Origin of the sequence: Castellaniella sp. (genome assembly GCF_034674885.1) — a bacterium.
Taxonomy (GTDB): domain Bacteria; phylum Pseudomonadota; class Gammaproteobacteria; order Burkholderiales; family Burkholderiaceae_B; genus Castellaniella.
The window spans coordinates 1-23,769 of record NZ_JAUCDS010000031.1 but is presented as its reverse complement, the minus strand read 5'-3'; the positions used below and the strand labels follow the sequence as shown (position 1 = coordinate 23,769).

The following is a 23,769-nucleotide window of genomic DNA, read 5'->3' as shown; positions in this document are numbered from 1 at the left end:
CAACATATTGGGCTGGCCATTCCAGATCGGGCCTGCATCCTCGGCTAAGAAATCGGTTTTCCTTTCAGAATCTCCGCCACGCTGGGGAAGTGATCCAGAGCGGCTTTGGGCAGCTTGGCGTCCGTGTCCGTATAGGGTGCGACGGCAGCGTCGGCGGTGCCAACGATGATGCGCCCCACCATGCCCGCGTGTTCGTGCGGGATGCAGAAATAGTCGTAGACACCGGGTACGTCGAACGTGATGGCGAATGATTTTCCAGGCATCAGGTAGTCCGAGTTCCAGCTGCGGGCGGCTTCAGGGATCCGCCGGGGCTTGCCGTTGTCAGGGTGGTAGGCCGTCGCGGTGTGGACATTGCCGGCATCCTGGTTCACCCAACGGACGGTCTGTCCTGGGCGGATCAGCAATCCGCGCGGGCGGAACCAGACTTCGGACCCGTTGGGGGTGCCGGACAGAGCGATCTCGACCTCGTCGCCGGCCGCTTGCGCGCGTGGCAGCAGCGCAGCGGTCAGCATGAGGCCGCCCCCGGCGGACAGCAGCAGGCGCCGCTGGGGGTCAAAGGTGAAGGCCTTCATTTCGCCACACGGCTTTCCTGGCTGACCGGGACGTTCCACAGCACGATGTGGATATGCGGCTCGGCGACGCCCGGGTGGCCAGCGTTGTACATGATGTCCACGTGATCGACGGTGCCGGCGGGCGCCTTCAGGTCATGCAGGTTCATGTCTGCCTTCATGGCGGACAGCGGGATCATATAGGTCGTATTGACCAGCTTGCCGTTGTGGTCGTATCCCAGGAAGGGGCCGGCCGGCAGAGTGGCCGGATCGACAAACAGCTGACCCATGCCGGGGATGAAGTCGGGCAGCTTCACCAGGGAACTGACGGCCTTGTAGGGAGCGGCGGGCGGGGCCTTGGTAACGCTGGTTTGCGCGGCCATGACGGGCGTGGTGCCCATGGATAGTGCCATTGCAGCTGCGGCTGCGGTTGCCGTCAGTATCGAGCGGATCATGTTGTTCTCCTAGAGTGGGCAGCGGTCATCGCTGCTTTCACGGCATTGGATGCCGCTTCTGGCCGCATCGTTTCATCCGTGTTCGTCTTCTCACCCACGGCCTGCAGGCGGCGGTGTTTCGGTGGGGAACGGATTGCAAGAACCCGTTGCCGCCAGGGCTTTTCGGGAATCGAGCGTGCTACTGTGCAAGGACGATGTCGTCTTGACGGGAGGTAGCCATGTCGGACACCACTGTTCAGGCCCGATCCGGGACTGGCCATTATCTGGTTCTTTTTCACCAGGACCGCATGGAGGCCGGCATCCGGCATCTGTCCGAGCTGGCCCAGCTTCGGATCCAGCACTGGAGCGAGGATGGCGTGGGTGCCCTGGACGAGTCCCGCGCCCTGGTGTTCGATCATATCGGGGTGGCCTTCGTGCGGTGCTCTGAGCCGGCACGCGCGCGCCTCGTCGGAGCTGCTGCCGATGGTGAATCAATTTTGGCCGTCGAACCGGAACGGATCGTCCATGCCATCGGCGTCACGCCTGTGACACCCGGCAGCCCCGCCGCGCGTCCGGAAGAGCGCGTATCGTGGGGTATTCACGCCGTGGGCGCCGGTGGGTCCACCCTGACTGGGCAGGGGATCCGGATCGCCGTCCTGGATACGGGACTCGATCTGTCGCACCCGGACTTTGCCGGCCGCAGCATCGAAAGCCGATCTTTTGTCGCGGGCCAGCCTGTGCAGGACGGCAATGGGCACGGCACGCATTGTGCGGGGATCGCGGCCGGCCCTCGTGACCCCGAAGGCGGTACCCGGTATGGTGTGGCTGGCGAGGCCGGGTTGTATATCGGCAAAGTCCTGGGGGATGATGGCAGCGGCGGCGATGGCGGCATCCTGGAAGGCATCAACTGGGCTGTGGCGCAGGGGTGCGACATCGTTTCCATGTCGCTGGGCAGTCCGGTCGAGCCAGGCCAGAGCTATTCCCGTGTGTTCGAAGAGGTCGCCAAGCGCGCCCTGGCTGCCGGCACACTCATCGTGGCGGCGGCGGGCAACGATAGTCAGCGACCGGATTCGATTGCGCCGGTGGGCCATCCGGCCAACTGTCCCTCGATCATGGCCGTGGCTGCGGTGGATCAGAATCTGAACGTAGCGCCGTTTTCCAGCGGCGGCTTGCAAGGGGATGGCGGAGAGGTGAATCTGGCTGCCCCCGGGGTCGATGTGTTGTCGTCCTGGCCTGGGAACGAACTGTATCGGAGTCTCAGCGGCACCAGCATGGCCACGCCATTCGTGGCGGGCGTGGCCGCCCTGCATGCCCAGCAGGATCCCCAGGTGCGCGCCGCGCGTCTGGCAGTCCGGTTGGTGGACGGCGCCCAGGCGCTGCGTGATCCTCCTCGGGATGTCGGCACTGGCCTGGTGCGCGCGCCCGATATCGGCCAGGAAGGGCTCTGAATCATGGCACGGATCCGCTTGACCCTGCTTGTCCGAGAGGATTGGCGCGATCGATATCCCGCCGTCCTGGAGCGCTGCCGGCAGGCCGGCTTGGTCATAGAGCGTGAACTGGCCGCTGTCGGCGCCATTGCCGGCAGCATCGACGAAGGCCAGTTGCTGGCCCTGGAGGCGATCGAGGGCATATCGGCTATCGAGCCCGAGCGCCTGAATACGGGCCTGGAATAGACGCGGTGCTACATGTGCGACGGCAGCCAGGTCGCCAGCCCGGGGAAGAACCACAGCACCACCAGCAACAGCATCATCAGGCTGAAGTAGGGGGCGCAGACGCGGGCGATATAGGTGATTTCCTTGCGCGTCATGCTTTGCAGCACGAACAGGTTGAAGCCCACCGGCGGCGTAATCTGGGCTGTTTCCACGGTGATCACCAGGAAGATGCCGAACCACAGCGGGTCGATGCCCGCTGCCTGGATGATGGGCAGCACCACGCCCATGGTCAGGACGATCGTGGAGATGCCGTCCAGGAAGCATCCCAGCACGATGTAGAACAGCCCCAGGACAACGATCAGCATGGCAGGTGACAGCTGCAGGCTGCCGACGAATTCGGCCAGCTGGCGCGGCAGGCCGATGTAGCCCATGGACAGCGTCATGAAGGCTGCTCCCGCCAGGATCAGGGCGATCATGCAGTACAGGCGGGTGGCCCCCAGAAGCGCGTCGCGAAAGGATTGCCAGGTCAGGGATTTCTGACAGGCCGACAACAGGAAGGCGCCCAGCACCCCGATGGCGGCGGATTCCGTGGCCGTGGCCACGCCGGTATAGATGCTGGCGATGACGCCCAGGATCAGCAGCACCACCGGAATCAGCTGGCGCGATTCGCGCAGTTTCTCGCGCAGCCCCATCCGGGCGGCGACTTCGGGGACCTGGTCGGGGTGCAGCAGCGCCCAGCCCATCAGCCAGCCGCTGAACAGCGCCGCCAGCAGCAGGCCAGGGATGATGCCGGCGATGAACAGTTTGGCAATGGAGGTTTCCGCCGCCACGCCGTAGACGATCAGGATGATGGAGGGCGGAATCAGAAGGCCCAGGGTAGCCGGTCCGCCCAGCGAGCCGATGATCTGGGCATCGGGGTAGCCGCGCTTGCGCAGTTCGGGCAGGTTCATCTTGCCCACGGTCACGCAGGTGGCCGCCGAAGACCCGCACACCGAGGCGAAGATCGTGCAGCCCAGCACGTTGGTGTGCAGCAGGCGCCCGGGCAGGCGGTTCACCCAGGGCGCCAGGCCCCGGAACAGGTTTTCCGACAGGTTGGTGCGATACAGGATTTCGCCCATCCAGATGAACAGTGGCAGGGCCGTCAGGGTCCAGCTGCTGGAGCTGCCCCAGATGGTGATGGCCATGGCGTCGCCGGCAGGGCGGGCGGAAAAGAATTCCATGCCGAACAGGGCGACCCCGGCCAGGGTCAGGCCGACCCAGACGCCTCCGCCCAGCAGGGCGAACAGCACCACGATCAGGGCGAAGCTGGCGGTGATCTCATTCATGGTGCAGGTCCTCGGAGGATTCATGGACGCGCTGGCCACGGCATTCCAGGCAGAACTCGTCCAGGAACGCAATGAAGAACACCAGGGTGCCCACCGCCATCAGGATCTGCGGCATCCACATCGGGGTCGCATCGATGCCCGTGGAAATATCCTGGAAGTCCCAGGACTGCCAGACCAGCCGGATGGAATAAAAGGCCAGAAAGCCAGCCAGCAGGGTGGCGATCAGCAGTGCGGCCAGTTCCAGCCCCCGGCGCCGGGATCCGTGCAGCATGCCCAGCACCAGCGTGACGCGGATGTGTTCGCCTTTTTTCAGCGTGCTGGCCAGGGCCAGGAAACCCGATCCCGCCATGGCGTATCCCGCGTAGGCATCGACGCCGCCGACCGGAAATCCGATCAGGCGGCCCAGGATGGTGACGGTGACGGCGACAAGGACCAGGATCATGCATAGCCCCGCCAGCCAGGCGCTGACATCATAGAGACCGTCGAGCCATTTGCGCATAGGATGTCCTTGTCGTGTCCGCCTTTATTTGCTGGCGCGATAGGCGTCCAGCACTTGTTTGCCTTCGTCGCCGGCCTTGGCGGTCCATTCCTGGATGACCGTGTCGCCGACTTTTGCCAGGCCTGCGCGCAGTTCAGCCGACGGTTCGACCACCTGCATGCCGCCGGCCTTGAGTTTGGCGATGGAATCGGCATCCACCTGGCGGGATGTCTTCCAGCCGCGTTCCTCCGCCTGGGCGGCGGCTTTCAGCACGGCGTCCTGTTCGGCCTTGGGCAGGGCGCTGAAGGCCTTTTTATTCACCACCACCGCGTTCTTGGGGATCCAGGCCTGGACGTTGGTGAAGTACTTCATGTGCTCGTAGAGCTTGTTGTCGGCCCCCGTGGCGCTGGACGTGATCAGGCCTTCGATGACCCCGGTGGCCAGCGCCTGGGTCAATTCGGCTTCCTGGATGGTGACGGGCTGGGCGCCGACCAGTTCGCCGATGCGGGCCGTGGTGGGGCTGTAGACCCGCCATTTCATGCCCTTCAGGTCGTCGACGGAATTGATGGGCTTGTTGCTGTAGATGCTTTGCGGCGGCCAGGCGACGGCGTACAGCAGCTTCATGCCTTGTTGGTCGAGTTTTTTGTCCAGGGCCGGGCGTTGCGCCTGGTAGAGTTTCCAGGCGTCGTCGTAGTTGCTGGCCAGGAAGGGCAGGCCGTCCAGCCCGAACGGCTGCCATTCGTTCTGGAAACTGACCATGAAGAATTCGCCGGCCTGGGCTTGTCCGCCTTGCACGGCACGCTTGATTTCCGGCATCTTGAACAGCGATGCGCCCGAATGCACCGTGATCTTCACGTCGCCGTTGGTGGCGCCGGAGACGTCCTTGGCGAACTGTTCCAGGTTCTGTGTGTGGAAGTTGAAGGCGGGGTAGGCCGAAGCCAGATCCCATTGCGTGGCGGCATGGGCATTGAACGCCAGACCCAGGCCGGCAGCCAGGGTGGCAGTGACAAAAGTGCGACGTTTCATTGGATCTCCTCGCAGGTCGTGATCAGGGTGGCAAGGCCGTGAAGAACCTTTACGCCGGCGGGCCGGGTCTGGTCCAGGCAATGGCCAGGGGAAACAGTAGCGCAGCCATGGTGTGGAAACCATCAGGGTTTTCAACAATAAGAATAATTTTGTAGGCGATATAGTCTTTGTTTGTTCATTTATTAGATGGTAATTGTTCAATCATTTTGTGGGGCTGAGTAAGATCACAGGCCCGCAGTGTGTGGCTTGCCGTCTGGTCGCAGGGATGCGCGAGTTCAGTCGATGCGCTGGGCGTAGACCGACAGCACCATGCGTTCGGACTGGATCAGGTAATGTTCCAGGGTTTGCGCGGCTGTGGCCGTGTCGCCGGATTCAAACAGGTTCAATAGATGGATGTTCTGGTCCACAAAAGGTGCGTGCAGGTATTCGGGGTCGTCCAGCAGGCCGAAGGCCAGGCGCAGTTCGGCAGCGATGTCGGCGAACATCGCCGACAGGCGGGCGCTGTCGGCCAGGGCCACGATACCGGCGTGAAACGCCATGTTGGCCGACCCGACGCCCAGCCAGTCGCCGGTCTCGCGCATGCGTCGGGCAGTATCGGTGGCATCGTTCAGGCGCTTGTGGGCCGGGTGGCGCGGCCAGGCCTGGGCCAGTGCCTGGCATTCGATCAGGCGGCGCACCCGGTAGATGTCGATGATGTCGGCGATGCTGGGGATCACGACCGACACGCCGCGATTCGGTTCGTGGTGCAGCAGGCCTTCCTTGACCAGGGTGCGGAAGGCCTCGCGCAGGGTGTTGCGCGACACGTCCAGCTGTTCGCTCAGACTGGCCTCGGACAGGCGTTGCCCCGCGTGCAGCTGACCCTGGATCAGTTGCTGGCGCAGGTTCTCGGCGACCGTGTCGGTCAGGCTCGGGGACGGGATGGTGCTGGGATAATGCCGGGATTGCATAGACGCCCCTGTTGAGTCGGCGGGATGGATGACGGCCGATTGTTTTTTTGTGCGATGGATTGCTCAACAATCTTTCGCGCTGTTTGAAATGATAAGGAAACATCATGGACTTGAACAGCGATCTGGGTGAAAGCTTCGGCGCTTGGCGCATGGGTGACGACGCCAGCATGTTGGATGTCGTCACCAGCGCCAACGTCGCATGCGGTTTTCACGCCGGAGACCCCGCGGGCATTCTGGATACCGTGCGTGCGGCGGCCCAACGCGGTGTGGCCATCGGGGCGCATGTGGCCTATCCCGACCTGGTCGGTTTCGGCCGGCGCAATATGGATCCGTCCAGCCGCGAACTGGTTGCAGACGTGATCTACCAGATTGGCGCCCTCCAGGGGCTGGCGGCGACCGCCGGCACCCGGGTTGCCTACGTCAAGCCGCACGGCGCCCTGTACAACACGATTGCCCGCGACGAGCGGCAGGCGGCGGATGTCATCACTGCCTTGCTGGCGCTGGACCCCGGCCTGGTCCTGTTGGGGCTGGCCGGTTCGCCGCTGCTGGACTGGGCGCGGGCGCGCGGTCTGCGCGTGGTCGCCGAGGCCTTTGCCGACCGCGCCTACACGCCCGGCGGCGAACTGGTGTCGCGCCGCGAGGCGGGCGCCGTGTTGCACGATCCCGACCAGGTCGCGGACCGCATGCTGGACCTGGTGAGCACCGGCGAGATCACCGCCATCGACGGCAGCCGCGTGCGTCTGCAGGCCGATTCCATCTGTGTGCACGGCGACAGCCCGGGCGCCGTTGCCATGGCCCGCGCGGTGCGGCAGCGGCTCGAATCCTCTGGCGTCGCCCTGGCGCCGTTCGTGGCTGGGCGGGCGGCATGACTTCTCTGCGATGTCTGCCGGCCGGCGATGGTGCCGTGCTGGCGGAACTGGGGTCGCTGGACGAGATCCTGGCGCTGTTCCAGGCGCTGGGGACCTGGCCTGCCGGTGTGGATGACGTGATTCCTGCCGCCCGCACATTGCTGGTGTTGTTCAGCCCGGCTGTCCTGCCGGCGCGGGATGTGGCGGCATGGCTGCGGCGGGTCGCGGAGGCCACGGAGACGGCGGCAGGTCCTTCGGGCCTGGGCGTGAACAGGGGCCTGGAGGCGGCCGCCGGCCGGCGCGTGGAGATCCCCGTGCGCTATGCGGGCGAGGACCTGGAGGCGGTCGCCAGTCTGCTGGGCTTGACGCGCGCCGAACTGATCGAGCGCCATACAGGCAGCGACTATCTGGCCGCATTCGCAGGCTTTGCGCCGGGTTTCGTTTATCTGGCCGGCGGTGATCCCTGTTTTCACGGCATTCCACGGCATACCGTGCCGCGGGTGAGAGTGCCGGGTGGATCGGTGGCGGTGGCCGGGGATTTCAGCGCCGTCTATCCGTCCGACAGCCCGGGCGGCTGGCAGCTGCTGGGCGAGACGCCCTGGCGCATGTGGGATATGGAACGGGCCGAGCCCGCGCTGGTGCAGCCGGGTTTCCGGGTCCGTTTCCGGGATCTGGACGCCCCTGGGGCCGCGTATAGCCTTCCCGCCGTGGCCGGGATGAAGCCCCCGGTGTCATCGGACGCAGCAGACATGGCTCCGCACGACGAGTCGACGACTTGCGAGGTGCTGGATGCGGGGCTGCAGACACTGATCCAGGACGAAGGCCGGCCGGGCCTGACTCGATTGGGGGTTTCCCGGTCCGGCGCGCTCGATCGCCGGTCCATGCGTCGCGCCAACCAGTTGGTGGGCAATCCGCCCGGTTCGCCGGTGCTGGAGCATGTGCTGGGTGGGTTGCGGCTGCGCTGCGGCGGGCGGGTGGTGATGGCGGTGACCGGTGCGACGGCGCCCGTGGTCGTGACTTCGGCGTCGGGCATACGCCTGCCTGCAGCGGCTGGCCATCCCATCGTGCTGAACGAGGGCGACGAATTGCGGATCGGCCGTGTCCGTGCCGGCGTGCGCTGTTATGTGGCCGTGCGTGGCGCCTGGGCGGTGCAACCCGTCCTGGGCAGCTGCGCCACCGATATCCTGGCTGGCATGGGGCCAGCGCCGCTGAAGCGGGGCGATCGGGTGTCGATCGGCCACCCGGTTGCGGCGGGCGGTGGTGCGGACCATGCCGAACCTGAATCCGGCGCGACCGACGCACCCCGCGCGGAAGATCGGGTGGCTTTCGATGTGGTGCTCGGTCCGAGGGACGACTGGTTCGATGCAGACACTGTGCGCCGGCTCCTGACGCAGGATTGGGTTGTGACGCCGCAGTCCAACCGGGTGGGCATGCGGCTGGCCGGGGACGAGCCTCTGGTGCGAGCGCGCCAGGGGGAACTGCCCAGCGAGGGGACCGTCGCGGGTGCGCTGCAAGTGCCGCCCAGCGGGCAGCCCGTCCTGTTCCTGGCCGATCATCCACTGACGGGCGGGTATCCGGTCATCGCCGTGGTGCTGAGCGCGCAACTGGACCGGCTGGCGCAGGTGCCGGTCGGGGCGCGTTTACGCTTCAATCCCGTACCTGATCCGCTGTCGTCGCCGGCGCCTGAGTGAAGATTGCGGCGGCCTGGCCGCGACTGACCGGCCTAGGAGGTCGGCGGGATTCGGGCCCGAGAGGCGCCGTTGCGGCGCCATTCGATCAGCCCGATCGTGATACCGCTGGAGCAGACGATGGCAATGCCCAGCCAGGACACGAGATCGGGAAACTGCCCCCAGATCAGCCAGCCCAGCGCGGTGCCGCTGACGATCTGGAAATAGACGAACGGCGCCAGCAGCGAAGCGGGCGCCTTGTGGTAGGCATGGATTTGCAGGAAATGCCCCAGGCACCCCCAGAATCCCGTGCCCAGAAGCACCAGCCATTCAAGCGCCGACAACTGGCCGGACAGCGCCACGAGATCCCGCCAGTAAAGAGGCAGCAGCAGCGTCATGACGGCGCTGCCCACGGCGCCACTCCAGATCAGCGTCGTGTACGGATCGTCGACCGCGACCCGACGCGATGCGATGTATTGCGAAGCCAGTGCGCAGGCTGTCAACAGACCGAACAGCGTACCGGTTGGATCCAGTCCCGAGCCCGGCCGCACGACCACCAACACCCCCAGCAGCCCGGCTCCTGCGGCGACCCAACGCGACAGGAAGGGGGGTTCCTTGAGTGCCCAGGGCGCGGCCGCCAGCACGATCAGGGGGGCCAGGAAGTTGATCGCCGTAGCCTGGCCCAGGGGCAGATAATGCAGTGCGCTGAAGAACAGCATGGTGGCGGCCAGCATGGACAGGCCGCGTGCCGCTTGAGCGCGTGGCCGGCTGCTGCGCAGGGCCTTCCATCCCCGGGACGGAATGATCGTGATCAGGGTCAGTGCCATGTGCACCCCATAGCGCACCAGGCACACTGCGAGCAGGGTGACGCCGACGTCGGTGCCCATCAGGTACTTGCCGCTGGCGTCCAGCCCGGACAGTGCCCACATGGACGCGACCAGCAGCAGGACGCCGGCCAGGATCTGGCGTCCGGCGGGGCTGGCGGGGGGTGAGGGCACGGATCCATCTCCGGTGGCGTGAGAGCCACACTATAGGCCACTTTCCGTGCCGACAGGCAGGGGATTAAAGACTTGGGGCTTCGGGCCGTAGATTGGTAAAGGGCGTCGGTATGACCGATCTGCCAGGATTTTCAGCCGGATTTTGCCATGAACCCGCTTGAAGCGCTGTCCTCTGCATTGCACCCGGTGACCCGTTCCGCGTCACCCGAGGGCCGGGCTGTGTCCGGCGTCACTCAGTTGGAGCCGCCCTCCTGGTTCCAGGATTCGATCTCGGACCTGGGCCGGGCGCTGTCCAGGACGGCCCAGGCCCGGGGGACCGATCGGGATATTGAAGACAGCGACCTGCCCGATGCCGTCAAAAGCCTGTTGCGGATGATCCGCGACCTGAGACGGATGCTGGATCGGTTGATGCAGGAATTGCAGCAGGTTCAGGCCGATGAGGTCATGTCCGCCGATACGAAGCGGTCTCGCCTGTTGCAGCTGCAGGCACAGATATCGGCCGCGAATGGCGCCCTGATCGGGGCTACCCAGAAGCTGGCCAGCATGCTGCGGGACATGAAGCTGGACCAGGCCCAGCAGATGACGGCGGGGCAGCTGGCACTGTAAGAACGAGTGTTTTCGGGGCGTACCGCCAAGAAGAACACCGCTACAGAACTGACCCGGGCTGGACACGCCACCAGCCAGGTGGCGGTAGCCCGCCGGTGCCGCACAAAGAAAAACCGCCTAGGTTGTTGGCCCCTAGGCGGTTCTGACTAGCCGTAAGACTAGGTAATTCTGGCGCGGCTGGCAGGATTCGAACCCACGACCCCTTGGTTCGTAGCCAAGTACTCTATCCAACTGAGCTACAGCCGCTAAAGAGGCGTAAATATAACATGCTTTTTTGACGCTGTCATATCACGCAAACTTCCCGGAAGCTCTTCACGACGCTGCAGCAGTGACGCGTGGCGCTTGGGAAACCCCGGAAAGGGCAAAATCATACCACGATTATTTCGGCTTGGGCTTGCCCGGCCGGCGGCTGACGGCAGGGTGCCCGTCCACGTGAAAGCGTAGGGGCTTTTCCGCCCATTCTCCAGCGTAGTCCACGCCGATCCGGGGGCTGGCGACGATGCCGTTCGGTCTGGGGGATTCGTCCTGGGCGATCCAGAGCGCATCGCCGCACAGATCGATGCCGTAGTGGTCCAGGGAGATGCCCATGGCCTTGCACAGGCGCCCGGGGCCGTTGGCGGCCCTGTCCACGCCGGACACCGGCGCCAGCGCCCGCAGCAGCACGGCGGTGCCGCTGCCTTCCGGGCCGGTGACGGCATTGATGCAGTGGTGCATGCCGTAGATCAGGTAGACGTAGGCGTGGCCGGGCGGGCCGAACATGGCGCGGGTTCGTGCGGTGCGCCCGCGCGAGGTGTGGGCGGCCAGGTCGGTCGGGCCCAGGTAGGCTTCCACCTCTACGATGCGGCCGATGCGCAGGCCCTCGGGCGTGGCATGCATCAGCAGGCGGCCCAGCAGGTCCGGGGCGACCGTGATGGCCGGGCGGTCATAGAAGGCGCGATCCAGTCGTCGGCATTCGCCCTGGATGGCGTCGACGGGCAGCGTGAATTTGTCCAGCTTGGTTCGAGGCACGGCGATCATCCCTGACGGGCTGCTGCTGCCAGCCGATCCAGCCAGCGGGTCTTGTCGGGGGGAGGCAGAAAGGAAGCCTGCAGGCTGTTGGCGGCCAGGGTGATCAGTTCGTCGTGGGATAGGTCCAGGGCCTGGGCGCTGGCGACGTAATTGTCCAGTGCATAGCCGCCGAAGTAGGCGGGGTCGTCGGCATTGATCGTGACCATGGCGCCGGCCCGCAGCAGGCGGGCCAGGTTGTGCTCGGACAGATTGCGCACGACGCCCAGCTTCAGGTTGGACAGCGGGCAGACCGTCAGGGGGATGCGGCGCCGGATCAGCGTCTGCAGCAGATCGGGGTCGTCGCTGCTGCGCACCCCGTGGTCGATGCGGGCGACTTTCAGGGTTTCCAGCGCGCTGCGGACGTATTCGGCGGGGCCTTCCTCGCCCGCGTGGGCAACCAGGCGAAAGCCCAGCTCCGCGCAGCGGGCGTAGATACGGGCGAATTTTTCGGGCGGGTTGCCTCGTTCGGATGAATCCAGGCCGATGCCGATCCAGAGGTCGGCGTACTCGTCGCGCAGCGGCAGGGCGGCATCCAGGGTGGCGAAGGCGTCCTCTTCGCTGAGGTGGCGCAGGAAACTGAGCAGCAGGTAACTGCTGATGCCCAGGGTGTCGCGGGCCTCGCGCAGAGCGCGAGCCAGACCCGCGAACACGGTGCCGATGGCGATGCCCCGTTGCGTGTGGGTTTGCGGGTCGAACATGATTTCGACGTGGACGAGGCCATCGGCATGGGCGCGCTGCAGATAGGCCATGGCCAGGTCGTGGAAATCCTGTTCGGTGACCAGGACGCTGGCGCCCGCATAGTACAGGTCCAGGAAGGACTGCAGATCGGTGAAGCGGTAGGCGGCGCGCACGGCATCGACGCTGTCATAGGGCAGCGACACGCGGTTGCGTTCGGCCAGCGCGAACATCAGATCGGGTTCCAGCGTGCCTTCGATGTGCAGGTGCAGTTCCGCCTTGGGCAGCGCGCGCAGCCAGTCGCGCAGCCCGGGATCGCAGGAGATTTCGGCCATGAGAGTTCCGGTTGGACCACGAAAAATCATTATAGGGCTGCGCCCGGCGCGGCTGTCCGGCTTCAGGCGGCTGCGCCTCGCCAGGCGGCCAGCCCCAGGGCCAGCCAGGACAGGATCAGCAGCAGGCCGCCCACGGGGGTGACCGCCCCCAGGCCCCGGATGCCGGTCAGGACTAGGGCATACAGGCTGGCGCTGAAGATCAGCAGGCCGGCCAGCATCAGGCCTGCTGTCCAGGCGGCGGGGCCAGGCGCCAGGCGGGACCACAGGGCGGCGATCAGCAGCAGCCCCAGTCCGTGGATCACCTGGTAATGCGCCGCCGTGCGCCAGGTATCCAGCAGGTCCGGCGTGACCAGGCGCCGCAGGCCGTGCGCGCCGAAGGCGCCTGCGGCGACGCCCAGGGCCAGGACCAGTGCGCCGCAGAGGATCAGGAAACGGGGGGACATGGCGGGAAGCTCCAGAAACGATGTGCTTCGATTGTATCGGGGGCCTGTCCGCCAGCGGGAATCGCGGGTAGACTGGACCGGACATCGTGTCGATTCGGGGGTTTCAGCATGGCCGTTCTGCGCCAGTCGTCGGACACGCATCAGGCGGACAACCAGGTGCCCGATCTGCCAGATTGCAATCTGTTCCTGACCGATGCCGCCTTGATGGACGGCGTGCGGCGCGAGGGCGGCCAGCAGCACGAACCCGGCCTGGAGGCCTGGGGACGACGCCTGGGACAGGCGGATCTGGCACGGCTGGCTGCTGACATCAACCGCGCGGCTCCCGTCTTGCGGGCCTTCGATCGCACAGGCCATCGCATCGATGTGGTCGACTTCCATCCAGGCTGGTCGGACTTCCTGTCCCTGGCCTTTGCGCAGGGCATGCACGGCAGCGCCTGGATTGCGCCCGAATCGGGCGCGCACGTGGCTCGCGCGGCGCACTACCTGATGCACGGTCAGGTCGAGGCCGGCTCTCTGTGCCCGATCACCATGACCAGCGCCGCCATTCCCCTGCTGGCCCGGGAATCCTGGTTTGCCGAACTCCAGCCCAGGCTTGCCAGCCGCCAGTACGATGCGCGCGACATGCCCGTGGCAGACAAGCAATCCATGATGGTCGGCATGGGCATGACGGAAAAACAAGGGGGCTCCGACCTGCGCAGCAACATCAGCTGGGCCGAATCTGCAGGCGACGGCTGGTTCCGCCTGACGGGCCACAAATGGTTCTTTTCTTCACCCATGTCCGACGCCCACCTGATGCTGGCGCGCGAGGGCGACGCGCATTCCTGCTTCTATGTCCCGCGCTGGCTGAATCGCGACACGCGCAACGGGATCCACATCCAGCGCCTGAAGGACAAACTGGGCAATCGCTCGAACGCCAGCGCGGAAGTCGAATTCGCCGGGGTGCTGGGGCGGCGGGTGGGAGAGCCTGGGCGCGGTATCGCCACCTTGGTGGAAATGGCGTCGTACACGCGCATGGATTGCGTGCTGGGCAGCGCTGCCCTGTTGCGCCAGGGCGTGGTGCAGGCCATCCATCATGCCCGCCATCGCCAGGCCTTTGGTCGCCGATTGATCGATCAGCCCCTGATGCGCCAGGTGTTGGCTGACCTGGCCCTGGAAAGCGAGGCCGCCACCACGCTGGCGCTGCGCCTGGCCCGGGCGTTCGATCATCCGGAGAGCCCCTCCGAACAGGCGTTGCGCCGCATCCTGACGCCCGCCGCCAAGTTCTGGGTCTGCAAGCGCGCCCTCGAGGCCGTTGCAGAATGCATGGAGGTCTGGGGCGGCAATGGCTATATCGAAGACGGCCCGATGGCGCGGCTTTATCGAGAGGCGCCCGTGAATTCCATCTGGGAGGGCTCGGGCAACGTCATGTGCCTGGATGTCCTGCGGGCTGCCCGGCAGGCGGGCGAACTGGCGACGCAGGAAATCGATGCGCTGGCCCAGGTCCACGCCGATGAGCCGGCCCTGAGAGCGACGTCCGACCGGTTGTTGCAGGGCTTGCGGCTGGATGCCGATGCGCAGCAGGCGCACGCCCGGCAGATCGCCCAGGACCTGGTCCTGCTGGTGCAGGCGGACCTGCTGCTGCGCCATGCGCCAGGATGCGTGTCGCGGGCCTTCGTCGATAGCCGCCTGGCCAGTGGCGGCGGGCGCGTGTACGGCGCGCAGGCTCTGGACCTGGCCTCGGATGCCTTGTTGCGGCGGGCCTGGCCCGACTGATGGCTCAGGTCAGGCAGGCCATTGGGCCCAAGTCCATTACAATGGCGCATCGGCAGGCTGCGCTTTCGGTGCAGCCTGTTTTTTGTTATAGGCAATCCCAAGGACCCCCTGTGCTGTCGAGCCGCTTTTTCCGCCCTTTGACCGTGCCACGCGCGTTCCACCATTGGATCATGCTGGCGCTACTGCTGTGTGCGGCCGCATCGATGGCCTGGCCCGGGGCGGCCTCGGCCAGGACCTATGCGCTGTCGGGGAGGGTCGTGCAGGTTGCGGATGGCGATACGATGACTGTGCTGGTGGGACGCACCCGGCATCGGGTCCGGCTGGCCAGCATCGATGCCCCCGAAACCGGTCACGGGCGCGCCCAGCCCGGCCAGCCCCACGGGCAGGCTGCCCGCCAGGCGCTGGCCGATCTGGTGGCCGGCGAGACCCTGACGCTGCAATGCTACGAACGGGACCAGTATGGGCGCGATATCTGTGACGTCCCGCTGGCCGATGGCCGGCAGGCCAATCGCCTGATGGTGGCTGGCGGCATGGCCTGGGCCAATCGGCAGGGCGGTGGCAAATATCTGCGCGACGACAGCCTGCTGGCGCTGCAGGATCAGGCGCGTCGGCAGCAGCTGGGGTTGTGGCGTGACCCGAAACCGGTTCCTCCCTGGGAATGGCGCTGGAAATGCTGGAAGGCGCTTGAAACCGGGCACTCGGCCCCCATTTGCTGATCATGGCAATCAAAGTATTCGATCTCGCGTGTGAACATGACCATGTCTTCGAGGGTTGGTTCGCCTCTCAGGAAAGCTACGACGAGCAGCGGTCCCAGGGCATGGTGCGCTGTCCGATCTGTCACAGCGACCAGATCACGCGCCGCGTGTCGGCGCCACACCTGAACGTCAGCCACCTGCGCCGCGAATCCATGGCGGCATCTGCCGAACAGCCCGTCGCGCAGGGGCACGCCGCTGTGGCTGCGCCGTCCAGCGATCAGCTGACGCGCCTGCAGGCGGAAGTCCTGCGTCAGATCCGCAAGATCGTGCGCCAGACGGATGACGTCGGTGCCCGTTTCGCCGACGAGGCCCGTCGCATGCACAGCGGCGAAATCGAGGAACGCCCGATCCGGGGCACGGCATCTGTGGAAGAATGCCGCGAACTGGCCGAAGACGGGATTTCCATCATGCCCATCCCGGATATTCTGGACGACGACCGTTTGCAGTAGGGCCTGGGGCCTTGTGCCCTGGCCGCCAAGATAAAAAAACCGGCAGATGCGAACATCTGCCGGTTTTTTCATGGCGGGGCCCGATGCGGTGATCGAAGCCCTTCGCGCCGCTGCGCGATTACATCACGCGGCTGCGGTATTCGTTGGTGCGCGTGTCGATTTCGATCTTGTCGCCGATATTGCAGAACAGCGGCACGGACAGTTCGTAGCCGGTGTTGATCTTGGCGGGCTTGAGGACCTTGCCGGACGTATCGCCCTTGACGGCGGGTTCGGTATAGGTGATTTCACGCACGATGATGGTGGGCAGTTCCACGGAGATCGCACGGCCGTCGTAGAAGACGACTTCCACGCCCATGCCTTCTTCCAGGTAGTTCAGCGCGTCGCCCATGCTGTCGGCTTCGACTTCGTGCTGGTTGTATTCCTCGTCCATGAACACGTACATGGGATCAGCGAAATAGGAATACGTGCAGTCCTTGTTTTCCAGCATGACCTGCTCGAATTTCTCGTCGGCCTTGTAGACGGACTCGCTGGCGCTGCCGGTCAGCAGATTCTTGAATTTGAGCTTGACGACGGCGGCGTTGCGGCCGGACTTGTTGTATTCGGCCTTTTGGACCACCAGGGGGTCGCTACCGACCATCACGACGTTACCGACTCGCAGTTCTTGGGCGATTTTCATAGAGGTAAAAAACTCCGGGGATTGACATGCCCCGAGCATGAAAACGCATTCCGAGGCAAAGCAGAAAAAATATTAACTGTGCATTCTAACTCTTCCGGCGGCGATTCTGGCAAAAGTTCAGCAGATTTTGGGCCAGATCGGCGTAGCCCGACAGTTCCTGCGACCATTCTCGGCTGCGGGATTGCCAGGCGCTCCAGGCGTCTGCTGCCAGAGCCTGCGGCAGGGCCTGCTGCACACCGGCATTGTCGCGCCGGTTCCAGGCGCGGGTCAGGGCCCTGGCGGGGGCGGGCCAGTGGGCGCGCCCCAACCAGGCGTCCAGCTTGTCCAGGTGGGCATCGTCAGCCTGTCGGTAGATCTGCCAGACCAGCGGGCTGCCAGTCCATAGGGCGCGGACCAGGGAATCCTCGCCGCGCACGAAATTCAGGTCGCAGCACCACAGCAGTTCGTCAAAGCGGGCTTGCGGCACGAAGGGAATGGGCAGCACTCGCAGCGATCCCTGGCTGCACAGACCGGACGGCGCTGCGCCGGGCGTCAGCAGCCAGGTGGGCGTGTCCCGCTGCGCCAGGGCGGCTTGCAGTCCGGCCCAGGGGGCATCCGGATAGCAGAACAGCAGCATGACGAGGCCGGGGGCGGGAAGTTCGTGCGCGGGCAGCCCTGTCAGGGCCTGCAGGCGGGTGCGCCGATCCTGCGCCTGCGCCTGCTGCCGGCGGATGGACAGATCGCCTTCTCGCAACAGGCCTCCGGTGGCAGGGCTGAAGCCAGGGAAAAAGAAATACTTCGGAATGCCGCTGGCCTGCAGCGACGGCAGGCCGTGGCAGCCTTCCACCCAGGATTCCGCACTGAGGTATTCCAGATTGATCCACAGGCAGTCGCGCGTTGCCATCGTGTCCGCGTAGCCGGGCGGCAGGTCGCAGGCGAAGGCTTCTATGACCACGCCCTGCGCAGGGGCCTGCGCGTGCTTGGCGGCATGCCAGGCGCCGATCTGCACGCCTTGGATGGATTGCAGCTCGTGTGCCGGGTCGACCTCGGGCGCCAGGCGGGCCAGCACGCTCAGATCGTCGATCCAGAGGCGCGTGCCGCAGCCCAGCGTCGCCAGTTGGCGGGCCAGACGCCAGCACACGCCGGCGTCGCCGTAGTTATCGACGACGCGACAGAAAATGTCGAAGTTCGGGGCATTCATCGGCGCGGGAAAGATCTGGCAGCTTCGGGATCGGCCCTGGCCGATGCCCGAGGCCGGGTCGTCAGTGAAACTGGACCGGTTCGGGGTCGATTTCTTCTGGTAGCTCCGGGTGCTGCATTTCGCCCAGCATATTGGGGAAATAGGGGGTGCCGCAGTCTTCGCAGAATTCCATGGCCTGCAGGCCGGGCAGGCGGCGCACGTCCTGGATGCCTGATTCGCGCAGCAGGGCGGCCAGGGTGTCCCAGGTATCGACCTGGCCGTCTTCCTCGGGGTTGGGGGAGGATTCCTCGCGGCTGAGCGAAGGCCAGACGCAGCCGTAGATCACATCGTTGTTCTGGCGGGTGCAAAAGCCGATGCGGTATTCCTCGATGGTCTGTTCGCCGCAGGCGACGATGGCGGCTCTCAGGTCCGTGCCTGGGATGTGGGCGGCCGTCTGCAGCCAGGTGATGGCGGCCTTCAGTGTCAACGGGCGGATGCCCTGGTCGGCCTGCCGGGTGCTGGTATAGAAGGCTTCGGGCGGCAGGTATTCAGTCAGGCAACCGGTGAACAGGGATTCCGTGATGCGGGCGCAGCCTTCGGCCCATAAAGCCGTTGCCGATGCGCGGTCGGGCGGCTGACCGGGCTGCGTGGATTGCCATTGGAACAACGCCTGCCCTTTGGACACGATCGCCACGCCCATCAGGAAATAGGCGTCGGCCAGCAGGTCTTCGGGAGTTTCGGCGGCGCGCACTGCAGGCGGGTCGCGCCGTCCCCCCAGAGCGATCTGGGCCAGCGACAGCACCCAGCTACGGGTTTCGCGAAAGGACTGCGGCAGCTGGTCGAAACGGATCAGTTCGGGCAGCAACTGCAGGCGGGCGTCGGGCGCCAGCACGGCCGTGCGCATCAGGTCGATGAGCTGTTGCTGGTGCTGGGCGGTCAATTGCCCGCCGGGCAGCTGGTAACGGGTCCAGGCCAGCAGAGGGGCGGAAATCAGCAGGGCCTCGTAGGCCTGATCCTGGTGGGTGAAGGCCAGGGATTCGGAATGGGCCTCGGCCTGCTCGACCAGGATTTCGTAGGCTGGGGATCGCTGATCCAGGAGGCGGTCCAGCGCGTTCTCCACGGCGTGCCCCTGCCGGGCCGCCAGGGCTTTGTCCAGCGCTTCGCCGAGCTGTTGCTGCCACCAGCGGTCTTCCAGTTGACTGCCTGACTGGGACAGGGCTTCAGCCAGGGCGATCAGGGAAAGCGACGTCCGGGATGGAGAAGAAGATCGGGAACGGGCGGGCATGAGAAACCGAAAAGAGAGACTGGCACCAGAGGATCTCCTAGTGTACCGCGTCTGTCTGCCCGGCCCCGGGCGGGATAGGGCGTCTCGTTCGGCCTGTTTGCCGGGTTCGATGCAAAAAGCCCCGGGTTTAGGGCCCGGGGCTTTGGGAGCCGCCCCGAGGCTTCCGGGGCGGGGGGGGGATCAGGCTTCGACCGTGTTGGCCACTGCTGTGAAGTCTTCGATCTGGTCGAAGTTCATGTAGCGGTAGATGTCCTGGCTGTCCTTGGCCAGCAGACCCATGGCCTCGAGGTACTCCTCGCGGGTGGGGATGCGGCCCAGGCCCGAGCAGATCGCAGCCATTTCAGCCGAACCCAGGAATACATTGGAGTTCTTCCCCAGACGGTTGGGGAAGTTCCGCGTGCTGGTCGAGAACACCGTGGCGCCTTCGCGCACCTGGGCCTGGTTGCCCATGCACAGCGAGCAGCCGGGCATTTCCATGCGGGCGCCGGCCGTGCCGAAGGTGCCGTAATGGCCTTCCTTGGTCAGTTCGCTGGCATCCATCTTGGTGGGCGGGGCCACCCACAGCTTCGAGGGCAGATCGCGCTTGCCCTTGAGCAGCGTGGCGGCGGCGCGGAAGTGGCCGATGTTGGTCATGCAGCTGCCGATGAACACTTCATCGATGGCGGTGCCAGCCACGTCGGACAGGGTTTTCACGTCGTCCGGATCGTTCGGGCAGGCCACGATGGGCTCGTGGATCTCGGCCAGGTCGATGTCGATGACGGCGGCGTATTCGGCATCGGCGTCAGGTTCGACCAGCTGCGGATCGGCCAGCCAGGCTTCCATGTTCTTGATGCGGCGGGCCAGGGTGCGGGCATCCTGGTAGCCGTTGGCGATCATCCATTTCAGCAGCGTGATGTTGCTGTTCAGGTATTCGATGATCGGTTCCTTGTTCAGGCGCACCGTGCAGGCGGCGGCGGATCGTTCGGCCGAGGCGTCGGACAGTTCGAAGGCCTGTTCGATCTTCAGGTCGGGCAGCCCTTCGATTTCCAGGATGCGGCCGGAGAAGATGTTCTTCTTGCCTTTCTTTTCGACCGTCAGCAGGCCTTTCTTGATGGCGTACAGCGGAATGGCATTGACCAGGTCGCGCAGCGTGACGCCGGGCTGCATCTTGCCCTTGAAGCGCACCAGCACGGATTCCGGCATGTCCAGCGGCATGACGCCGGTGGCGGCAGCGAAGGCCACCAGGCCGGAACCGGCCGGGAAGCTGATGCCGATCGGGAAACGGGTGTGCGAGTCGCCGCCGGTGCCGACCGTGTCGGGCAGCAGCATGCGGTTCAGCCACGAGTGGATGATGCCGTCGCCCGGGCGCAGCGCCACGCCGCCGCGCGTGCTGATGAAGGCGGGCAGTTCATGGTGGGTCTTGACGTCCACGGGCTTGGGATAGGCGGCGGTGTGGCAGAAGGACTGCATCACCAGGTCGGCCGAGAAGCCCACGCAGGCCAGGTCCTTCAGTTCGTCGCGGGTCATGGGGCCGGTGGTGTCCTGGCTGCCGACCGAGGTCATGCGCGGTTCGCAGTAGGTGCCGGGGCGCACGCCCTGGCCTTCGGGCAGGCCGCAGGCGCGGCCGACCAGCTTCTGCGCCAGGGAATAGCCCTTGCCGGTGTCGGCGGGGGATTCGGGCAGGCGGAACAACGTCGTGGGCGGCAGGCCCAGCGAGGCGCGGGCCTTGGCCGTCAGGCCGCGACCGATGATCAGCGGAATGCGGCCGCCGGCGCGGACCTCGTCCAGCAGCACGTCCGACTTCAGCTGGAATTCGGAGATCACCTGGCCGTTCTTCAGGGCCTTGCCCTCGTAGGGACGCAGTTCGATGACGTCGCCCATGTTCATGGCAGAGACGTCCAGTTCGATCGGCAAAGCACCGGAATCTTCCATGGTGTTGTAGAAGATCGGGGCGATCTTGCTGCCCAGACAGACACCGCCAAAGCGTTTGTTCGGCACGAAGGGAATGTCTTCGCCGGTGTGCCAGATGACGGAATTGGTCGCCGATTTACGCGAGGATCCCGTGCCCACGACGTCGCCTACGTAGGCGACCAGATGGCCCTTGGCCTTCAGTTCGTTCAACAGTTTGATCGGACCGACCTGGCCAGCGGCGTCGGGCGTGATGCCGTCGCGCGGGTTCTTCAGCATCGCCAGCGCGTGCAGCGGGATGTCCGGGCGGCTCCAGGCGTCGGGGGCGGGCGACAGGTCGTCGGTGTTGGTTTCGCCGGTGACCTTGAACACGGTCAGGGTCAGGCTTTGCGGGACTTCGGGGCGGCTGGTGAACCATTCGGCGTCGGCCCAGCTTTGCAGCACGGCCTGGGCGTGGGCGTTGCCGGCCTTGGCCTTTTCCTCGATGTCGTGGAAGGCGTCGAAGACCAGCAGGGTCTTCTTCAGGCCTTCGGCGGCGACCGGCGCCAGGTCGGCGTGGTCCAGCAGTTCGATCAGGGCGCTGATGTTGTAGCCGCCCAGCATGGTGCCCAGCAGTTCGGTGGCGTGCTTGGCGTCGATCAGGGGGCAGGCTTCTTTGCCCAGTGCGACGGCGGCCAGGTAGGACGCCTTGACCTGGGCGGCGTCGTCCACCCCGGCCGGAACGCGGTGCGTCAGCAGGTCCAGCAGGAATTGCTCTTCGCCAGCGGGCGGGTTTTTCAGCAGTTCGATCAGATCGGCCGTCTGTTGGGCCGTCAGGGGAAGCGGTGATACGCCGATGGCTTCGCGAGCGGCGGCTTCAGTGCGATAGGATTCCAGCATGGGGTGCCCCAGGAAGAAGGGTTTGAGAACGGCGTTATTTTAAAGAAGAAGCATCGTTCAGGCAACAGTCTTATATAAGATATAAGAGTTGGCGATTTTATGTGGGGGTTTTGAGTGTTCTTGAGTCAGGTCACCTGCTGTTGGGCTTGGTTGGACTGGCGGGGGGCTGACGCGCCCCAACCAGCGGTCCGGCCTTTGGCCGGACTTCCCGGATCTTCCTCGTCCACCGGGGCGTCGGGCGAACTCGGCCTTCGGCCTCAAACACGCCCGACGAAGTCCCCCCGGTTCCCTTCGGAAGCATCCGGCGCTGGTCGACCGGGCGCGTCAGCCCCCCGCCAGTCCAACCAAGCCTGAGATTGAGCTATAGGCGCAGACCGGCGCCCTGATGGTTCAGACTGTGGTGGGTGTCATGATGACCCAAGCCTGCGGCGGTGGTGTCTGTGCGGGCGCAGTCGGACAGCGCCGGATGCTTCCGAAGGGAGGGTGGGGGATTTCGGCCCGCGCTGTCTGAGGGGCGCGAAGCGACCCGAGTTCGCGGGCCGCCCACCCGTACGAGGAAGATCCGGGAAGTCCGGCCAAAGGCCGGACCGCTGTCTGGCGCCCGCACAGACACCACCGCCACGGGCGTGCGCATGCAGAAGTGGCGTGCACGTGCAGGAAATCAGTCCACCAGGTCCGAATATTCCGGATGCCGCTGCACATAAGCCGCGACATACGAACACACAGGCCGGACCTTCCAGCCGCGCGTCCGGGCCGTATCCAGCCCGAAGCGCACGAGATCCGCGGCGATGCCGCGCCCGCCCACCGGGGCAGGCACCCCGGTATGGACGAAGGACGCCACCGCGCCGTCCAGCACATAGTCCAGCACGCACAACTGGCCGTCTTCCGTGAACTCGAACCGATGGGCGGCCTCGTTGTGCCGGATCGCGCGCAGCGCCGCCGCAGCGGCGCCAGGATTGGCGGACTTAGATGACATACAGATCCACGTACTCGTGCACCGGCATGGCTTCCAGCTTTGCCTGGTCCAGCGACACATCCAGGATGCGCTGCTGCTGGCGGGCCGGGAACTGGCGCGTCAGGTTCTTGCGGAACTTGGCTTCCAGCAGCGGGATCCCGTCCTTGCGGCGGCGCTTGTGGCCGATCGGGTATTCGCAGACCAGTTCGTCGAGCTTCGAGCCGTCGTTGAATTCCACCGTCAGCGCGTTGGCGATCGAACGCTTTTCCGGATTATGGTAATCCTGGGTGAAGGCGGGATCTTCCACGCAGACCATCTTGTCGCGCAGGGCGTCGATGCGCGGATCGGCGGCGACGCTGTCCTCGTAGTCGGCTGCGGTCAGCTGGCCGAAGATGATGGGTACGGCCACCATGTACTGGATGCAGTGGTCGCGGTCGGCCGGATTGTGCAGCGGGCCCTTTTTATCGATGATGCGGATGCAGGCCTCGTGGGTGCGGATCGTGATCTTCTTGATGTCGGCGTCGGTCTTGCCCAGGGATTTCAGCTTTGCATGGATGTCCATGGCGCATTCCACGGCCGTCTGCGAGTGGAATTCGGCCGGGAAGGAGATCTTGAACAGCACGTTTTCCATGACGTAGCTGCCATAGGGACGCTGGAACTTGAAGGGCTGCCCCTTGAACAGCACATCGTAGAAGCCCCAGGTCGGTGCGCTCAGCACGGACGGGTAGCCCATTTCGCCCGTGCGGGCCATCAGGGCCAGACGCACGGCGCGGCTGGTGGCGTCGCCGGCTGCCCAGGACTTGCGGCTGCCCGTGTTGGGGGCATGGCGATAGGTGCGCAGGCTTTGGCCGTCCACCCAGGCCAGGGATACGGCGTTGATGGTTTCCTCGCGCGACAGGCCCAGCATCTGGGACACCACGGCGGTCGAGGCGACCTTGACCAG

24 protein-coding genes and 1 tRNA gene are annotated in these 23,769 nt (G+C 65.4%); 8 read left to right on the top strand and 17 right to left on the bottom strand.

Annotated elements, in window-relative coordinates:
• Positions 1-44 precede the first annotated feature (44 nt).
• Both VDP74_RS13670 and VDP74_RS13665 read right to left on the bottom strand, forming a co-directional pair.
• Positions 45-572 carry a cupredoxin domain-containing protein gene (locus VDP74_RS13670; RefSeq protein ID WP_323000197.1) on the bottom strand — a complete coding sequence of 176 codons (528 nt, stop codon included), beginning with the start codon at positions 570-572 and terminating at the stop codon, positions 45-47.
• Complete coding sequence (locus VDP74_RS13665) at positions 569-1,003, bottom strand: DUF5602 domain-containing protein (protein ID WP_323000196.1); 435 nt, start codon at positions 1,001-1,003, stop codon at positions 569-571. Before VDP74_RS13665 ends, VDP74_RS13670 begins: the two co-directional genes overlap by 4 nt.
• 218 nt (positions 1,004-1,221) lie before the next feature.
• On the opposite strand from VDP74_RS13665, the gene VDP74_RS13660 reads away from it, so the two are divergent.
• Together VDP74_RS13660 and VDP74_RS13655 are read left to right on the top strand one after the other, a co-directional pair.
• Complete coding sequence (locus VDP74_RS13660) at positions 1,222-2,430, top strand: S8 family serine peptidase (protein ID WP_323000195.1); 1,209 nt, start codon at positions 1,222-1,224, stop codon at positions 2,428-2,430.
• A gap of 3 nt (positions 2,431-2,433) precedes the next feature.
• Positions 2,434-2,655, top strand: a complete 222-nt coding sequence (locus VDP74_RS13655) for a hypothetical protein (RefSeq protein ID WP_323000194.1) — start codon at positions 2,434-2,436, stop codon at positions 2,653-2,655.
• 8 nt (positions 2,656-2,663) lie between these two features.
• Here VDP74_RS13655 and VDP74_RS13650 read toward each other — a convergent pair whose 3' ends face one another.
• The 4 genes from VDP74_RS13650 to VDP74_RS13635 form a co-directional block, all read right to left on the bottom strand.
• A complete protein-coding gene (locus VDP74_RS13650; protein ID WP_323000193.1) occupies positions 2,664-3,959 on the bottom strand; it encodes a TRAP transporter large permease subunit in 1,296 nt (431 codons plus the stop codon).
• The gene (locus VDP74_RS13645) at positions 3,952-4,458 is read right to left on the bottom strand and encodes a TRAP transporter small permease (protein ID WP_323000192.1); all 507 of its coding nucleotides are present in this window, start codon (positions 4,456-4,458) and stop codon (positions 3,952-3,954) included. Before VDP74_RS13645 ends, VDP74_RS13650 begins: the two co-directional genes overlap by 8 nt.
• Positions 4,459-4,482: 24 nt before the next feature.
• Positions 4,483-5,463, bottom strand: coding sequence for a TRAP transporter substrate-binding protein (locus VDP74_RS13640; RefSeq protein ID WP_323000191.1), 981 nt, complete (start codon positions 5,461-5,463; stop codon positions 4,483-4,485).
• Between the two features lie 275 nt (positions 5,464-5,738).
• The gene (locus VDP74_RS13635) at positions 5,739-6,410 is read right to left on the bottom strand and encodes a GntR family transcriptional regulator (protein ID WP_323000190.1); all 672 of its coding nucleotides are present in this window, start codon (positions 6,408-6,410) and stop codon (positions 5,739-5,741) included.
• 104 nt (positions 6,411-6,514) lie between these two features.
• Here VDP74_RS13635 and VDP74_RS13630 point away from each other — a divergent pair, with 104 nt between their 5' ends.
• Together VDP74_RS13630 and VDP74_RS13625 are read left to right on the top strand one after the other, a co-directional pair.
• Positions 6,515-7,279 (top strand): 5-oxoprolinase subunit PxpA, encoded by a 765-nt coding sequence (locus VDP74_RS13630; protein WP_323000189.1) that lies wholly within the window; start codon positions 6,515-6,517, stop codon positions 7,277-7,279.
• On the top strand, positions 7,276-8,949 hold the full coding sequence (locus tag VDP74_RS13625) for an urea amidolyase family protein (protein ID WP_323000188.1): 1,674 nt from the start codon (positions 7,276-7,278) through the stop codon (positions 8,947-8,949). The genes VDP74_RS13630 and VDP74_RS13625 overlap by 4 nt, the downstream gene beginning before the upstream one ends.
• Positions 8,950-8,981: 32 nt before the next feature.
• Here VDP74_RS13625 and VDP74_RS13620 read toward each other — a convergent pair whose 3' ends face one another.
• On the bottom strand, positions 8,982-9,923 hold the full coding sequence (locus VDP74_RS13620) for a DMT family transporter (protein ID WP_323000187.1): 942 nt from the start codon (positions 9,921-9,923) through the stop codon (positions 8,982-8,984).
• 147 nt (positions 9,924-10,070) lie between these two features.
• On the opposite strand from VDP74_RS13620, the gene VDP74_RS13615 reads away from it, so the two are divergent.
• Positions 10,071-10,529, top strand: coding sequence for a hypothetical protein (locus tag VDP74_RS13615; protein ID WP_323000186.1), 459 nt, complete (start codon positions 10,071-10,073; stop codon positions 10,527-10,529).
• A gap of 169 nt (positions 10,530-10,698) precedes the next feature.
• On the opposite strand, the gene VDP74_RS13610 is transcribed toward VDP74_RS13615, so the two are convergent.
• The 4 genes from VDP74_RS13610 to VDP74_RS13595 form a co-directional block, all read right to left on the bottom strand.
• Positions 10,699-10,775: transfer RNA gene (locus tag VDP74_RS13610), tRNA-Arg, on the bottom strand.
• A gap of 132 nt (positions 10,776-10,907) precedes the next feature.
• Complete coding sequence (locus VDP74_RS13605; protein WP_323000185.1) at positions 10,908-11,537, bottom strand: DNA-3-methyladenine glycosylase; 630 nt, start codon at positions 11,535-11,537, stop codon at positions 10,908-10,910.
• A gap of 5 nt (positions 11,538-11,542) precedes the next feature.
• Positions 11,543-12,586, bottom strand: coding sequence for an adenosine deaminase (locus VDP74_RS13600; protein ID WP_323000184.1), 1,044 nt, complete (start codon positions 12,584-12,586; stop codon positions 11,543-11,545).
• 62 nt (positions 12,587-12,648) lie between these two features.
• Complete coding sequence (locus VDP74_RS13595; RefSeq protein ID WP_323000183.1) at positions 12,649-13,029, bottom strand: DUF423 domain-containing protein; 381 nt, start codon at positions 13,027-13,029, stop codon at positions 12,649-12,651.
• A gap of 108 nt (positions 13,030-13,137) precedes the next feature.
• Between VDP74_RS13595 and VDP74_RS13590 the strand changes: the two genes are divergently transcribed.
• From VDP74_RS13590 to VDP74_RS13580, 3 genes are all read left to right on the top strand, one after another.
• The gene (locus VDP74_RS13590; RefSeq protein ID WP_323000182.1) at positions 13,138-14,781 is read left to right on the top strand and encodes an acyl-CoA dehydrogenase family protein; all 1,644 of its coding nucleotides are present in this window, start codon (positions 13,138-13,140) and stop codon (positions 14,779-14,781) included.
• 170 nt (positions 14,782-14,951) lie between these two features.
• Complete coding sequence (locus tag VDP74_RS13585) at positions 14,952-15,497, top strand: thermonuclease family protein (RefSeq protein WP_323000181.1); 546 nt, start codon at positions 14,952-14,954, stop codon at positions 15,495-15,497.
• Between the two features lie 2 nt (positions 15,498-15,499).
• A complete protein-coding gene (locus tag VDP74_RS13580; RefSeq protein WP_323000180.1) occupies positions 15,500-15,985 on the top strand; it encodes a DUF1178 family protein in 486 nt (161 codons plus the stop codon).
• 118 nt (positions 15,986-16,103) lie between these two features.
• On the opposite strand, the gene efp is transcribed toward VDP74_RS13580, so the two are convergent.
• The 6 genes from efp to prpD all read right to left on the bottom strand — a co-directional run.
• Positions 16,104-16,661 (bottom strand): elongation factor P, encoded by a 558-nt coding sequence (gene efp, locus VDP74_RS13575; protein WP_323000179.1) that lies wholly within the window; start codon positions 16,659-16,661, stop codon positions 16,104-16,106.
• Between the two features lie 85 nt (positions 16,662-16,746).
• Positions 16,747-17,841, bottom strand: coding sequence for an elongation factor P maturation arginine rhamnosyltransferase EarP (gene earP, locus VDP74_RS13570; protein ID WP_323000178.1), 1,095 nt, complete (start codon positions 17,839-17,841; stop codon positions 16,747-16,749).
• 61 nt (positions 17,842-17,902) lie between these two features.
• The gene (locus tag VDP74_RS13565; RefSeq protein ID WP_323000177.1) at positions 17,903-19,105 is read right to left on the bottom strand and encodes a DUF2863 family protein; all 1,203 of its coding nucleotides are present in this window, start codon (positions 19,103-19,105) and stop codon (positions 17,903-17,905) included.
• 180 nt (positions 19,106-19,285) lie between these two features.
• On the bottom strand, positions 19,286-21,871 hold the full coding sequence (gene acnB / locus VDP74_RS13560; RefSeq protein WP_323000176.1) for a bifunctional aconitate hydratase 2/2-methylisocitrate dehydratase: 2,586 nt from the start codon (positions 21,869-21,871) through the stop codon (positions 19,286-19,288).
• Positions 21,872-22,532: 661 nt separating this feature from the next.
• Positions 22,533-22,847, bottom strand: coding sequence for a GNAT family N-acetyltransferase (locus tag VDP74_RS13555; RefSeq protein WP_323000175.1), 315 nt, complete (start codon positions 22,845-22,847; stop codon positions 22,533-22,535).
• Positions 22,837-23,769 (bottom strand): 2-methylcitrate dehydratase (gene prpD / locus VDP74_RS13550; protein ID WP_323000174.1); only part of this gene is annotated, 933 nt, incomplete at its 5' end. The genes VDP74_RS13555 and prpD, both read right to left, overlap by 11 nt.